Raw genomic sequence first — 14,350 nt, 5'->3', positions numbered from 1 at the left:
ATCAGATTTATGGAACTTCCCTGCAGGCAATACCAACCTTTGGTGAGCGAATATCTGAGATCTTTAAAAGAATCATCAAAGTTCGGTCCCCAGGTTGTCTGTCATAAAATATTCGAGGAAACCGAGCCGATATTTTTCCAGGAAAACGGATTGCTGTCGTCCCCCCTTGCCGCAGCTCTGCGGAAATCAGGGATAAACACCTTATATTGCCACCAGGGAGAGGCCTTTGCGCAAATTGCCGGTGGGGCTAATATAATTGTCTCGACCCCGACCTCTTCGGGCAAGAGCATGGTCTATAATCTTCCGGTGTTTGAAAAAATACTTGCAGAGAGAAACAGCCATGCGCTCTACCTCTTTCCTCTCAAGGCACTTTCCCAGGATCAACTGCGGACCTTGAATAAACTTTATGATGATATGCCAGGGCTCCATGGCAGATATGATCTTGGCCCGGCCGCAATTTATGATGGCGACACCTCTCCTTACCGGAGGAGGAAGATCCGGGAGCATACGCCTCCGATACTCATTGCCAACCCGGAGATGCTTCATCTGTCATTTCTGCCCTACCACGAGAACTGGGTGCATTTTTTCAAAAATCTCGACTATGTCATCATCGACGAGGTCCATACCTATCGCGGCGTCTTCGGCTCGCACGTGGCCTGGCTGATTCGCCGGCTAAAGCGGATTCTCGATTACTATGGGAAAAAGACACAATTTATCCTCAGTTCAGCGACTATCGGGAATCCCAAAGAGTTTGGAGAAAGACTCATCGGCGAAAAGGTGAAGGTCATTACCCGGACCGGAGCTCCGCTGAGCAAAAAGAATTTTCTCTTTCTCAACCCCTGGGACAGTCCGGCATATACGGCCAGTCAGCTGCTGGAAGCTTCCCTGAAGAGAGGGCTGAGAACCATTGTCTACACACAATCCCGCAAGATGACCGAACTGATTACCCTGTGGACCCAGCCGCGGCTCGGTGCCCTGGCTGATAAAGTGAGTTCTTACCGAGCCGGCTTTTTAGCCGAAGAACGTCGGGAGATTGAGCAGAAGCTGGCGGATGGCTCATTGTTGGGCGTAATATCAACTTCCGCCCTGGAGCTTGGGATAGATATCGGAGATCTCGATATCTGCATTCTGGTGGGATATCCTGGATCGATTATGGCCTCATGGCAGAGAGGCGGCAGGGTAGGGCGAAGTGGCCGGGAGTCCGCCATAATCATGCTGGGCAGTGAAGACGCCCTCGACCAGTACTATATGAACAATCCGCAGCGGTTTTTCTCCAAAGACGTTGAATCGGCCGTGCTCAATCCCGGTAATATCAAAATACTTAAAGAGCATTTGATATGCGCTGCCGCCGAGATTCCTCTGCATAAATCCGACAGTATTCTTGGCAGTGAAGCGGTCCGCAAAGGTGCGGAAGAATTGAGAGCAGAAGCAAAGCTGCTGCTCTCTGCCGACGGACTGGAATACTATGCAGCCAGGAAAAGACCGCAGAGAAATGTCAATCTGCGCGGGACCGGGAATGCGCTGACCATAATAAACGGAGAGACCGGGGTCATTATGGGTGAGGTTGATGCGGCCCGAGCCTTAAAAGAATGTCATGAGGGGGCGATCTATCTGCACAGGGTGAAAACCTGGTTTGTCGAAAAGCTTGATCTTCAAGCCGCTGAGATCGTGGTAACGGAAAAAAAGCGGGCAACCTTCTACACCAGGGCGATGGCAACGAAGGATACCGAAATTTTAACAGTTACTGCAACGCGTAATATTTATGGCTGCCGGTTGTCCCATGGCAATCTCAAAGTGAGTGAACATGTCACCGGCTATCAAAAACGAAATAATGGAACCAATAAACTCATAACCACACTTCCTCTGGAACTTCCCGTGCAGACCATGGAGACGGAAGGGTTCTGGCTTGACATTCCAGCACCCATCGTCACCCTGATGGAGGATAAAAAGCTCCATTTTATGGGTGGGCTGCATGCCTTTGAACATGTGATGATTTCCATTTTTCCCCTGCTGGTTCTCTGTGACAGAAATGATGTCGGCGGCATCTCCTGCCCTCACCATGAGCAAACGGAGGGTGCAACCATATTCATTTATGACGGGCATGCCGGAGGATCGGGCCTCTCTGCCGAGGCCTACCGTAAAGCGGAAGAACTCATTGAAAGAGCACTCGAAATCGTCAAAACCTGTGATTGCGATAACGGCTGTCCATCCTGTGTCCACTCACCGAAGTGCGGATCCGGCAACAGACCCATCGATAAGAACGCCTGTCTGAATTTGATCGAAGGCGTGATGGTGAGTTCCAGCGAAGAGATACCGCCAATGGCCGTGGTCAATAGAGAATCGCCCCAGACAAAAGATTACATACCTCGCCCGGCGCCAGGCGGGGAAATAGCATATTACCAAAATGGATTGGAGGCTTTACCGGAACATTATGGGGTTTTCGATCTGGAGACAAAATTTTCAGCGGATGAGGTCGGCGGCTGGCACCGGGCTGAAAAAATGGGAATCTCAGTGGGTGTTGTTTACGACTCTGTTCTTGATGGATGTGTAACGTATTTGGAACATGAAACAGCGCAGCTTGTTGCCCATCTCCAGTCATTGGATCTTGTTGTTGGCTTTAACAACAAACAGTTCGACAACCGGGTTCTGGCATCCTACACTACGGTCGACCTGACGGGCCTACCGACCCTGGATCTGCTCGAAGAGGTTAAGAATCACTTGGGCTACCGCCTGAGTCTTAATGGTATTGCCGAGCATACTCTGTCGATAAAAAAGAGCGGCGATGGTCTGATGGCGCTGCAGTGGTATCGGGAGAAAAACTTCGAGATGCTCAGCAAGTATTGCAAAAAGGATGTTGAAATCACCAGGGATCTACTGATCTTCGGCCTGGAAAACGGCTTTTTCCTGTTCCGTAATAAAGCAGGTAAAACAGTTCGCCTGCCGTTGTCACTGGCAAAGACGATAGCAGCGCAATGTGCTCCCAAGGAACCAACTGGAAACTCAGCAGTCGATGTGGGGGGTATCCAATACTTTCGACCCGGCTGAAGATCTATCTGGTCGATAAACTGAAGAAGCCTGTAAACGTCAGGCTTCTTGGCAGGCTTGCCGTATTTTCCTCAGAAATTCTCAGTTCCCGGGCCAGAGCAGAGGGGCGTAAATCCATCCCTCTGTGCCGCTGAGATGCTTTACCTTGACCCATTTGTCCTGGCGCTCGATCGTTTGGAGAACAACCCCTCTTTCAAGGTTGGCAACAATGGCATTCTTGGTTCCGGGGCCGGATCGCATATTTACACGGCTGTCCGCATTGACGATAACGGTGTTTCCATTTTCAACGAGGGAAGAATGAATCCAGCCGCTATCCTTTTCAAAGTCCTGAACCTTAATCCATTCGCCGTTCTTTTCGGCAACCATGAGGGGATACCCTTTGAAGAGTTCCATGTACACAGGATTAGAGGTGCCTGGGCCGGTACGGACATTTACTCCATCCTTAACCACACTGACGTATTCTGCGGAGAAAGAAGGGATAGAGGTTGCCATTAGGAGCGATCCCGCGATTGAAACAGTTCTGATCATCTTTACAATATCTGCTTTCATTTTTGTATAATTATCTATTTTTATTGAGGGTATGAAGTAAGTTTTCTGTGCATGAAAATAATCTATCTAGTGTCTGTACAGAAATAACGGACACTATCTAAAGGTTTTTGTCCAGCTCAGCTGGGTCAGGCTCGTAACAATACCATTTTGATTCAATTTGTCAAACAGGATGGCGTCGAAAAAAGCCCGATATCTGGCGTTGCAGGTTTTTTGCAGACCTTCGACATACTACCTGTATTGTCAAAATCCTGCCCAGGGCACTGCACCTTGTATGTGTTAAATTTTTACAGGTCCATCAAACAGCACCGTTATAAAAGTGGTAAATGGACTTCTTCAAAAGCTTTACCCGTGAAACAACGCTCCACGACTATTATCGAAAATCATTTCCAATCCAAAGGGAATGGTCATGTTATTATCGGCGTGGCCCATAGGAAAATTCGCCCACACCGCTGTGGATTTGGCTGTCAGCTCAAGAACCCTGTTCCAGATAGACTCATGATGCCGCATGGTTCCAATTTCGTCAAGGCCGAGACCGTGAGAAAAATCACCTAAGACAATGGCGGCGGGATCATCGAGCAGGCCGCTGAGCTTCAATTGGGTGAGCATTCGGTCAACACGATAACGGCTTTCGCCTGTGTCTTCGAGAAAGACTATTTTATTCTTCCAAACAGGCTGCTGCGCTGTACCCAGGGTCGAAACAATGGTGCTGAGATTGCCTCCCGTAGCAATGCCTCTTCCTGTTCCGGAACCTTTTAATATTTCCACATCTGATTTGAAACTCCAATTTTCTATTGGATGTAAAAGCGTTTCTCTAAAATGAAGAAGACTTTTTCGGGATAACCGATCCAGCGAAGTGACCACGGGTCCATGCAAGGTGACCAGGCCGTGATCGCAATTCAGGGTGTGGTGGAGCAGGGTGATATCGGAGAAACCTATGAATCTTTTAGGAGAGGATCTAAAATCATCACCGCTCAGCGAACCGACAATTCGCAGACAGCCATACCCACCGCGTGCCGCCATGATACCGTCTATTTCGCTGTCATTCCAAAGTGCTCGTAATTCTCGAAGGCGATTGGTGTCAGTATCCGACAGATAATCGGCCCCTGGCCACAGACTCCGGGGAAACCTGGTCCTGAAGCCGAGTTCATGAAGAATTCGAATTCCTTTTTCAAAGGAATTCCGGCAAGACAGGTTTCCAGAAGGCGCAATGATACCGATGATCGAGCCGGTTTTGAGCGGAGGCGGGATTATGCTCTTATTTTTCATGAACCTTTGTATATATATAATGCAGACCCTGCAGTGTCAGCATCGGCTCGACATGATCGACTTTACGACTGTAGGGAATTATGAGTTCGGCCATACCACCGGTTGCTACTACATTGATTTTCGAAGAACTGCACATTTCCTTTCCCAGTATATCGACCAATCCGTCTATCATTGCCCCATATCCGTGAAGAACCCCGCTTTTCATGGCATCTACGGTGTTTTTACCGATTATGGTTTCGGGTGATGTAGAGATGTCGATATGAGGCAGCTTGGCAGCCCTGTTTGATAATGCCTCCAGGGAAATGGCAACGCCCGGTAATATAGTCCCGCCGATATATTCGCAGCTATCGGTCACGCAATCGAAGGTAATGGCCGTTCCAAAATCGATGACGATCAGATGCGATCCATACCGGGACCACGCAGCTATGGCGTTGACCAGTCGATCCGCACCCACCTCGGCGGGATAATCTGTTTTGATAGTGATCAGATCTTTCAGGCTTTCACTATTGACAATGAAAGGACGGGAACCACGGCTGTCTGAAAAATGCTTGGTACAGCAGTCAATCCATGCTGCTTCGAGCGAGGGGACAACGCTGGATATTATAATACCTGATATTTTTAGATGGTTAAGCCCGGCCATGGCGAAGAGAGCATTGAATTGTATAGCTATCTCATCCGGAGTTTGATTTCGGTCGGATTTAATTCTCCAGTGACCTTGAAGATTATCCTTTTCATAAAGTCCTATAACCGTATGAGAATTCCCAATGTCTATGACAAAAAGCATATCAGACTCTCTTTTTTTATTTTTCACGGGGGTTTAAAAATTTTTGCGTAATTAATAAAATATTCGAATAGCTTTAAAAAGGAAAGAATAGAGTTTAGTAGTTGTGATATTCTGGCGGTGCTGCTTTTAAGATGATCAGGGGAAGAATGAGTAGATTTTTAAACTATATTTTAGGAGTTCTCAAAAAATGAAAGAAATGCTTATAGTGCAGACTACTTTCTCGGAGAGAGAGGAAGCTGTCTCTCTAGCAAAAAAGCTCTTACAGAAAAGACTTGTCGCCTGTGCCCAGCTTTCCGGTGGCATAGAGTCATTTTACTGGTGGAATGATGTTATAGAGCAGAGCCCTGAATACGTTTTGACTATGAAAACCACTGCGGACAGTTATGGAATGCTGGAACGATATATCAAAAAACTGCATTCCTACGAGACCCCCGAAATTGTGGCTGTTGCCGTAGAACAGGTTGAATCGGACTATCTGCAATGGTTAAGAACGGAAATACAAATACGGGATGAATGATGGACTCGTAAAAAACTCGATCTACGCCTGGTATTCAAGCTTACTCGAGGTCGGAGTTTATGCCCATACGGGTGCTTATCGCAGAGTCCATCCAGGCACCTTCAATGACTTTTTACGTTATTATCATGAATGAAAAGAGAGAATCTGGCTATAGACGAAGAAAGATCGGAGAATACAAATGTCATTGCTGCAAGGAGCCGAAAGCCTTCTGCTGGAGTTGTCCCTGTGGATTTCAGATCTGCGACGAATGCTTCAGAGAGAATCGCTGGGGAATAAGCAATGGTCCTACCTGGATATGTCCGGATTGTGAAAGAATACGAATGACCTGAGGTGCTTGAGCTTTATGGTCACCAGGCGGCGATGAAATTACGCCGCCTGATGGATAACTTTGATCAAAATTTTGAACCTACCAGCGGCTCCGAGACGGTCACCTCTACCCAATGCTCATCCCACCATTCCTTCGGCGTCACGAAAATGCCATTGATAAGCATGGAAAAGTGGAGATGATCGCCACCCGCCATACCGCTCGTACCGGTTAGGCCGAGGGTATCGTTGATATTAACACTGTCACCGGCGGCAACCTGAATACTGCTGAGATGAGAATAGAGGCTGAAGACGCCCTGGCCATGATCAAGGAGGACCATATTGCCGTAAATCCCCAGATAATCGGCAAAGACAACTTCACCCGTATTGGCAGCACGAACCTCGGCGTGCTGAGTTGAAGCTATATCCATGCCGAGATGAACCTGCTTGTCTATTTCCTCACCTTGATAATAATAGGTCCGGTAATCAGCAAAACCAGCTCGCGATGCTCCGGCCATTCTCTGAAATCCACCTTTCCACAGACGCTGGGATACCGGGTTCTGGCAAAGTTGAAAGATCTTGTCATTGTTCGCTTTACGCACTTCTCGGTTGGTGTACAGATACTTTTCTTTCATGCTTCCCTGCATTTCAGGATAATACCCTTCAAACTCAGGAACCTTTGCTGATAGAAAGCCGTCTCCGACGTTGATGCGGTCACGTTTTATCGGCTTTTTTTGAAATACCGGGGAAAAGGGCTGGCTCCCCAGATTACCGGCGGCATCCTCCGCCTGAATCATAGCCTTGCCCATCTCTGTGGCATCGTAAGGCAGTGCGATATAGGCAACAAAGATGTCTTCTCTGCCGTCTTCCACCGGATGACCTGCATGGAAATGACCGCCGAATTGAACACCATGCCTGGTAGCCTCACCGTCTACTTTGTAAATCACCAGTCCGCTGCCTCCCGGTTGTATATATCTTTCTGAATGCAACACCAGCACTTTGGGTGGAACGGTATCAACAGTGACATTTTTTGTCATATCTACCGTATTGCCGGATAGATAGCCGCGCAAAGAATAATCCGCGGCCTGTACAACCAGCTCGGCGGGACCGTCCGAAATACCTTTCCCATCGGTATCAAAGGTTACTTCTTTACTGAAAGAGGCCGGGCCAATTCTGCCGGTATAGCCATTTCTGGGAAAAGACTCCTCGGCTAGTACGTATTCTTTGTCGTCTTGACGGAGAATTAGCCGGACTGAACGCAGACCGCTGTTGTCATCACCAGCTATTATAGAGAAATCCGCCGTTTTTCCGATATGTTCCGTATCACCGGTGAGTTGCAGAGTTGGAGGAGAGTTTTCAAAGAAAACCAGGGTGACATAGGCCCCTCCGGCAACGACAATACCTAAAAGTAAGAAGAGAAAAAATTTACCAATACCGCTGTTTTTTGATTTTTTGTTAAGTCGCATGAAACCTGTGAAATAGAGTTTTATTGATGCCAGATGATGTCATATTTCTCGATATGCAAATCCTTTACAGGAACAACCACCAGCTTTTTATGGGTATCTTTTTCTAGTTGTGAAAGAGTGTTTTTTTCTTCCTTGTTGAGCATATCCGCTATACGGGGATGGACACGAAGGGTTATGGAGAATCCACCGGTTCTGTCGGCATTTCTGGATATCTTGCGGAATAATTCATAGCAGATTGTTCTTCTTGACTTGAGGATTCCCTCTCCAGCGCAATAATGACAGGGCTCACACATCATCTGCGTCAGATTCTCGGAGCTGCGTTTGCGCGTCATCTGCACAAGGCCGAACTCGGAAAGCTTGAGAATGTTAATTCTGCTCTTGTCTTTTTTGACGGCCTCCTTGAAATGGGCAAAAAGCTCCTCGCGATGCTCCTCGTTGTCCATGTCGATAAAATCGATGATTATGATACCTCCAATATTGCGCAGACGCAATTGATAAGCAATCTCTTTCGCTGCCTCCATATTGGTTTTGAAGATGGTCTCGTTGAGATTGTTCTTGCCCACGAAACGTCCGGTATTGACATCGATCACGGAAAGAGCCTCGGTACTCTCTATAATAATGTATCCCCCGGAACGCAACCATACCTTTTTCTCTGTTGCCCTGTTTATCTCGGCATCGATGCCGTGTGCTTCGAAAAGCGGCGTATCATCTTGATAAAGAGATATCTTATCAGTGAGTTGCGGAGCAAATGTTTTTACAAAATCCCTGAGCCTTTTGTAGGTTTCGCTGTCATCAATTATCAGATTGTCAACTTCATGGGTAAAAAGATCGCGTACCGAACGAAGTGTGATATCCAAATCTTCATAGACCAGAGAAGGGACTTCGGAGGCGATGGCAATATCCTGAATTTCATCCCAGAGCAGGAGTAGAAATTCCATATCCGCTTCAAGCTCCTCGTCTGAGGCGTTTTCGGCAACTGTACGAACAATGAATCCCGTCCCTTCCGGGCGGAGCCTCTCTATCTGTTCCTTGAGTTTACGGCGAACCTCTTCGTCTTCGATTTTTCTGGAAATACCGATATGCTCAGTGAGAGGAATGAAAACAAGATTTCTGCCGGGGAGGGTTATATGGCAGGTTAATCGTGCACCCTTGGAGCCGATGGGATCTTTGCTGACCTGCACCAGAATATCCTGTCCTTCATTGAGAAGATCTTCTATATTCATGCCCTGGGTGCGGCGCAGATCACTCTCGGGAATGATTGAGGAATAAACCTTTTCTTCAGGATCATGCTCTCCGATGAGCATCCTGCTGTCCAGTTCATTCTGGGAAAGGTAGACATCATCGACATAAAGAAATCCGGTTCGCTCCAGACCTATATTGACGAACGCTGCCTGCATGCCGGGTAGAACACGGACGACCTTTCCCTTGTAGATATTGCCGATGAGCCCTTTTTCAGTTGGCCTCTGGAGATGAAATTCGCTAAGAGTGCCTTTTTCAACGATGGCAATTCTTACCTCATATCTCCTCGAATTTATGAGAATTTCAGTGCTCATTATCTTAAAATATATGAAATAGTGTAATGAATGATTACACTCATTCTGTTAGTATATGGCGAACAGGGTACTATACAGTATTCATCAGGAAAAAAGCCAGTTGTAATCCAAAAATCAAGGAAATAGTTGAGACGCTTTATGGAGCCGGTATCCGTCATAATACCTACATACAACAGGGCTACCGCTCTCAGGCGAGCCGTTGAATCTGTCTTGCGGCAGAGGGATTTTGTTGGTGAGATCCTCATTATTGATGATGGCTCGGATGACAACACAAAGGAAGTAGTTGAGGTATTGAAAGCTAATGTATTACCACAGGATCATGACATAAGATATTATTTTTCCGACAATGATGGACCCTCAGCAGCGCGCAACAAGGGTGTGGAATTATCCAGTCATTCTTTCATCGCCTTTCTTGATTCCGATGATCACTGGGCCGGAGACAAGCTATTCAAGCAGATGGGATTGCTGCGTCGCAATCCGGAGTTTTCCATCAGCCATACACAAGAGAAGTGGCTGCGCAGAGGACAACATCTCAACCAGAGAAAAATTCATAGCCCCCGGCACGGCTACATTTTTGATCATTGCCTGCTGCTCTGCGCAGTCGGTATGTCCACGGTGGTTATGAAAAAAGCTATATATGAAGAGTTTGGAGGATTTGATGCGAACCTGCCCTGTTGTGAGGATTATGATTTCTGGTTGCGAGTCAGCAGCAGGCATCATTTTCTTCTTGTTCCAGAACCGTTAACCGTCAAAGAAGGAGGGCGACCCGATCAGCTCTCATACATATATAGGGTGGGTATGGATAAATATCGTATTTATGCCCTGGAAAAACTTTTAACACAATGCAGTCTGAGAGTTGACCAATATCAGCGTGCCGTCGACGAACTGCGAAAAAAGTGCACTGTTTACGGCAACGGCTGCATCAAGCATCAACGCTGGGAAGAAGGACGGAAATATCTTGATCTGCCCGGTAAATATGAGATTTCAACACCATGAAGAATAAAAGCTGGGTAGATCCATCAATCTATCTCAAACATATACATGTGAGCGAAGATATACTCTCGCTTGAGTACACTCAGGAAATGCTGCACCGCGCGAATCTTCCCGTAACCATTGTCCCTTCAGGCGAAAATCCTGCTAACTTGAACGGGGAGTTTGCCGAAGAGCTTTACAGAGGAAAACAACACCTCTTTCTCTGTGAAAATAAAGGAAACTTCTTCAAACCCTGCCCGGGAACCTCCGAATATCGCTGCTGCGGCTATCATGTTCTCAATATCGGCATGAATTGCCCCATAGACTGTGTTTACTGTATCCTCCAGGCATATCTGAACCAGCCCTGGATAACCGCTTTCGTTAATATCGATAAGCTCTTCGACGAGGTCAATTCGGCTCTTGAAAATAAGCCTGATCGTTTTTTCCGCATCGGAACAGGGGAGTTCACCGACTCTCTGGCGCTTGAGAGAATTACCGGCATAAGCAGTAAACTCATCGAGATTGTCGGGCACCATTCCAATGGTATTCTCGAGTTGAAAACCAAGAGCGGCTCTATAGCTACTCTGGAAAACTGCAACCATCAGGGCAAAACCATTCTTTCCTGGTCACTCAACAGTCCAATGATCATGAAAACCCAGGAGATACGTTCCGCTACTCTCGCAGAAAGGCTCGATGCCGCCGCCCGTGCAGCACGCTGGGGTTATGGTCTCAGTTTCCATTTCGACCCGATAATCTACCACCAGGGCTGGCGTGAGGGTTATGCAGAAACCATTGATCTACTTTTCAAAAAGGTTCCCAGGGAGGCCATCGTCTGGATATCCCTCGGTGCCCTGCGCTTTCTCCCTACTCTGAAAATCATCAGCACCAGGAGATTTCATCACTCTCGAATTTTCCATCAGGAGTTCATACCGGGGCTCGATGGGAAATCACGTTACTTTCGAACTCTGCGCGAAGAAATGTATACGCATATATATACTCTTCTGCGAGCAAAGGCAGGAGTTGATACCTGCGTCTATTTCTGTATGGAAAGTGATGAAATATGGGATAAAGTCTGTGGTCATCTCCCGGACAGCAAAGGGGGAATCGCCGCCATGCTGGATGAAGCCGCTCTCAGGGCAATAGCAAAATATTAAACTTGTTCTTTAGAAAAACTGTAATATACTTGCGGCTGTTTTCTGAGAGGTTGCCCGGGAATCTCTCACAGCTTCCCGGTTATGTTCGCGAAGGAGCAATTTATTGGCAGACTCCCAGCAGCACAAACCTATATACACGGGGCTTATAGCCCCTCGGCATAAGCGCCTTAACGAGCTTGTCTCTAACCAGGAAAATCCAAGCATAAAACCACTAAGGTGAAACCGCAGCCATCCAACAGGAGAAAGAAATGGTAAACAAAGCAATACTGATAGGCAATTTAGGAGCTGATCCGGAAATCCGTTATACCCAGTCGGGAACACAAGTGGCTACATTTAATATAGCAACCACCGAAAGATTTAAAGACCGGGATGGTAACTCTCAAGAGAAAACCGAATGGCATAGGATCGTGGCTTGGGCCAAGCTCGCCGAGATCTGCGGCGAATACCTGAACAAAGGCTCAAAGGTTTATATAGAGGGAAAAATTCAAACCCGAAAATGGCAGGACCAGAATGGCAACGATAAGTATACAACTGAAATTATTGCAAGAGAGATGAAAATGCTCTCTCCCCGAGGAGGTGTTGAATCCGGCGGGGCCGGTGGTGGCGGCAGCTATGGATCCAGCCAGGATTCTTTTCCGGAGCCCCCTCCAGGCTATGGCGGAACAGGTGAAGACGTACCCTTTTAGCAGTTCTTGAAAAAGAAAGTCACGGCTGAGGCTTGCTGCCGGTTTTATTAATGTCCGGTGTTGTTCATAACAGTGTGATTAGGGCTTCGATGGAAAAAACATAGAGTATTCCAATGCCGCAGTCCGGCGAGATGTGGTTGCTTCATCTCCGATATGCTGCGGCATTGTGGCGGGAGGTTTTTTTATTAGATGGACTCCTTTAAATAATTGCCACGTAGGTCCGGGATGGCTCAGATAGTATCTGGCCGGGGAATGAGCGATACATGTGATTGGGCTTTATTCGATATCATCAATACGCTTAAGATATCTTCCGCGAAGCTGCTACAGACCTTAAAAGAGGGGGTTGACGATGGGGACAAGAGACCATATTGTGCAACCATAAGATTAGCACGATAAGTATGCGATTGTTCTCCTCATCAAAAATTTCACCACATGGTTACGAATCTGAAAAGGTATGGACTATTATCAAACATTAGGTGTATCCAAAAATGCCGGTACAAGCGAGATTAAAAAAGCCTATCGAAAGCTCGCTCTTAAGTATCATCCTGACAAGAACCCCGGTGACAAAGAAGCCGAATCAAAGTTCAAAGAGATAAGCGAAGCATATGCGGTCTTGTCGGACCCTGAAAAAAAGAAGCAATATGACACATATGGTTCAACCGATTTCCATAAGCGATATTCTCAAGAAGATATTTTCAGAAACTTTGATCTCAATGACATATTAAGACAGTTCGGCTTTGACGGAGGGAGCGGCCGAGCTACCTTCCATACCGGCAGAGGAGGATCACAAAGCAATCCTTTTTCTTCCTTCTTCAAGATGGGGGCGGAAGATATGCAGGGCCGCAGTTCCGGAGGGTATGCACAGCCGGCCAAAGGCCAGGATATGGTGTATCAACTCTCCGTTTCTCTTGATGATATCATGAAAGGAGCAAATAAAAATATTTCCCTGAGAAAAAACGGCGAGATTCAAAATGTTTCGGTAAAAGTCCCGGCCGGCATAGAAGCGGGCAAAAAGCTTCGTTTAAAAGGTAAAGGCGGCGTTGCCCCGGCGGGCGGTGTACCGGGAGATCTTTTTTTAAAAGTAGATGTGATGCCGCATGAAATATTTTCGCGTGATGGCGACGATCTTATTATGGCGGTGCAGATACAATTCAGTGAGGCCTGCCTGGGCACACAGGTGGAAGTAACCACCCTGGAAGGGAAAAAATTTAATGTAAAAGTCCCACCCGGAACTCCATGCGATGCCAGACTTCGGATTAAGGGGCACGGTCTGCCTCACGGCCCGTTAGGAGATCGAGGCGACATTTATGTGAAAGTAGGGATTCGCGTACCCCATGAATTGACCGAAGCCCAAAAGGAACTGGTCAACCAGTTGAAAGAACACGGTATGTGATTACAGGTAGCCATCAAGGGCAACAGACACACACCAGTGTCCTGCTGCCCTTGATTTTTTACCCTTAAGACATCTCCTTGAAAAGTACCCACCTCTCAAGAAAATGAAGATCGGGAACTTAATAACGTTGGTCGGCGTAGGCCAGCCAGCCGCCGGCTCCAACCAGATCCCTGTCAAAATGATTAAGTTCAAACTTGCAGGTCACCGAATCACAGGCGGCGTCGGATGATTCAGCCTGCAGTGTTTCCCCTTCCAGATCGACCTGAATCTCGACCTTGCCGGTCATGGCAAGAATTCTGTCTATATCCTTTTTGGGCAGCTCGATGGCAAGAATCCCGCAGTTGAACATATTCTGCCGGAATATGCGGGCAAAACTTTCAGCAACAATTACGTTGATATTGTTCACTTCAAAAACCCAGACGGCGTGTTCGCGTGAAGAACCGCAGCCAAAATTTGCCCGGGTGACAATGACCTTCGCCTCATTCATCTGCTGCGATCGATTATCGAAAGCCTGATCGTCTACCAGGAGATCCTCAAGAAGATGAGGACCTAAGGCTGTTTTGGTGATTTCCGTGAGGTATTTCGCGGGTATTATCTCATCGGTATTTATATCGTCTCTGTCCAGAAAAAGAGCTGGACCGCCAAATGTCTTCATATGTATT

At 47.2% G+C, this 14,350-nt stretch carries 13 protein-coding genes; 7 read left to right on the top strand and 6 right to left on the bottom strand.

The annotated features are described in order from the left end of the window. Window positions 1–9 precede the first annotated feature (9 nt). Window positions 10–3,045 (top strand): DEAD/DEAH box helicase, encoded by a 3,036-nt coding sequence (locus JWG88_RS01350; protein ID WP_205231888.1) that lies wholly within the window; start codon window positions 10–12, stop codon window positions 3,043–3,045. A gap of 81 nt (window positions 3,046–3,126) precedes the next feature. Here the strand turns inward: JWG88_RS01350 and JWG88_RS01345 are convergent, their stop codons facing one another. From JWG88_RS01345 to JWG88_RS01335, 3 genes are all read right to left on the bottom strand, one after another. After that, window positions 3,127–3,537 (bottom strand): SH3 domain-containing protein, encoded by a 411-nt coding sequence (locus tag JWG88_RS01345; protein ID WP_205231887.1) that lies wholly within the window; start codon window positions 3,535–3,537, stop codon window positions 3,127–3,129. A 399-nt stretch (window positions 3,538–3,936) separates the two neighbouring features. Beyond that, entirely contained in the window at window positions 3,937–4,860 is a 924-nt protein-coding gene (locus JWG88_RS01340) for a S66 peptidase family protein (RefSeq protein ID WP_205231886.1), read from the bottom strand. Then, on the bottom strand, window positions 4,850–5,644 hold the full coding sequence (locus JWG88_RS01335; RefSeq protein ID WP_205231885.1) for a type III pantothenate kinase: 795 nt from the start codon (window positions 5,642–5,644) through the stop codon (window positions 4,850–4,852). The genes JWG88_RS01340 and JWG88_RS01335 overlap by 11 nt, the downstream gene beginning before the upstream one ends. Window positions 5,645–5,831: 187 nt before the next feature. On the opposite strand from JWG88_RS01335, the gene cutA reads away from it, so the two are divergent. Beyond that, a complete protein-coding gene (gene cutA / locus JWG88_RS01330) occupies window positions 5,832–6,161 on the top strand; it encodes a divalent-cation tolerance protein CutA (protein WP_205231884.1) in 330 nt (109 codons plus the stop codon). A gap of 178 nt (window positions 6,162–6,339) precedes the next feature. Beyond that, the gene (locus JWG88_RS21810; protein ID WP_306793032.1) at window positions 6,340–6,471 is read left to right on the top strand and encodes a hypothetical protein; all 132 of its coding nucleotides are present in this window, start codon (window positions 6,340–6,342) and stop codon (window positions 6,469–6,471) included. Window positions 6,472–6,553: 82 nt separating this feature from the next. Here JWG88_RS21810 and JWG88_RS01325 read toward each other — a convergent pair whose 3' ends face one another. Both JWG88_RS01325 and JWG88_RS01320 read right to left on the bottom strand, forming a co-directional pair. After that, a complete protein-coding gene (locus tag JWG88_RS01325; protein WP_205231883.1) occupies window positions 6,554–7,930 on the bottom strand; it encodes a M23 family metallopeptidase in 1,377 nt (458 codons plus the stop codon). Between the two features lie 20 nt (window positions 7,931–7,950). After that, a complete protein-coding gene (locus JWG88_RS01320) occupies window positions 7,951–9,483 on the bottom strand; it encodes an Rne/Rng family ribonuclease (protein WP_205231882.1) in 1,533 nt (510 codons plus the stop codon). Window positions 9,484–9,621: 138 nt separating this feature from the next. Between JWG88_RS01320 and JWG88_RS01315 the strand changes: the two genes are divergently transcribed. The 4 genes from JWG88_RS01315 (at window position 9,622) to JWG88_RS01300 (ending at window position 13,688) form a co-directional block, all read left to right on the top strand. Next, complete coding sequence (locus tag JWG88_RS01315) at window positions 9,622–10,479, top strand: glycosyltransferase family 2 protein (RefSeq protein ID WP_205231881.1); 858 nt, start codon at window positions 9,622–9,624, stop codon at window positions 10,477–10,479. After that, window positions 10,476–11,609: an SPL family radical SAM protein gene (locus tag JWG88_RS01310; protein WP_205231880.1), complete on the top strand. Its 1,134-nt coding sequence runs from the start codon at window positions 10,476–10,478 to the stop codon at window positions 11,607–11,609. The genes JWG88_RS01315 and JWG88_RS01310 overlap by 4 nt, the downstream gene beginning before the upstream one ends. A gap of 248 nt (window positions 11,610–11,857) precedes the next feature. Then, window positions 11,858–12,295: a single-stranded DNA-binding protein gene (locus tag JWG88_RS01305; RefSeq protein ID WP_205231879.1), complete on the top strand. Its 438-nt coding sequence runs from the start codon at window positions 11,858–11,860 to the stop codon at window positions 12,293–12,295. 454 nt (window positions 12,296–12,749) lie between these two features. Then, window positions 12,750–13,688 carry a DnaJ C-terminal domain-containing protein gene (locus JWG88_RS01300; protein ID WP_205231878.1) on the top strand — a complete coding sequence of 313 codons (939 nt, stop codon included), beginning with the start codon at window positions 12,750–12,752 and terminating at the stop codon, window positions 13,686–13,688. Between the two features lie 118 nt (window positions 13,689–13,806). Here JWG88_RS01300 and JWG88_RS01295 read toward each other — a convergent pair whose 3' ends face one another. After that, on the bottom strand, window positions 13,807–14,343 hold the full coding sequence (locus JWG88_RS01295) for a 3-isopropylmalate dehydratase small subunit (protein ID WP_205231877.1): 537 nt from the start codon (window positions 14,341–14,343) through the stop codon (window positions 13,807–13,809). Window positions 14,344–14,350 lie beyond the last annotated feature (7 nt).

The sequence above is a fragment of the Desulfopila inferna genome, assembly GCF_016919005.1.
Classification (GTDB): domain Bacteria; phylum Desulfobacterota; class Desulfobulbia; order Desulfobulbales; family Desulfocapsaceae; genus Desulfopila_A; species Desulfopila_A inferna.
The sequence above is the reverse complement of the archived record's forward strand: the minus strand, read 5'-3'. Positions and strand labels throughout refer to the sequence as shown.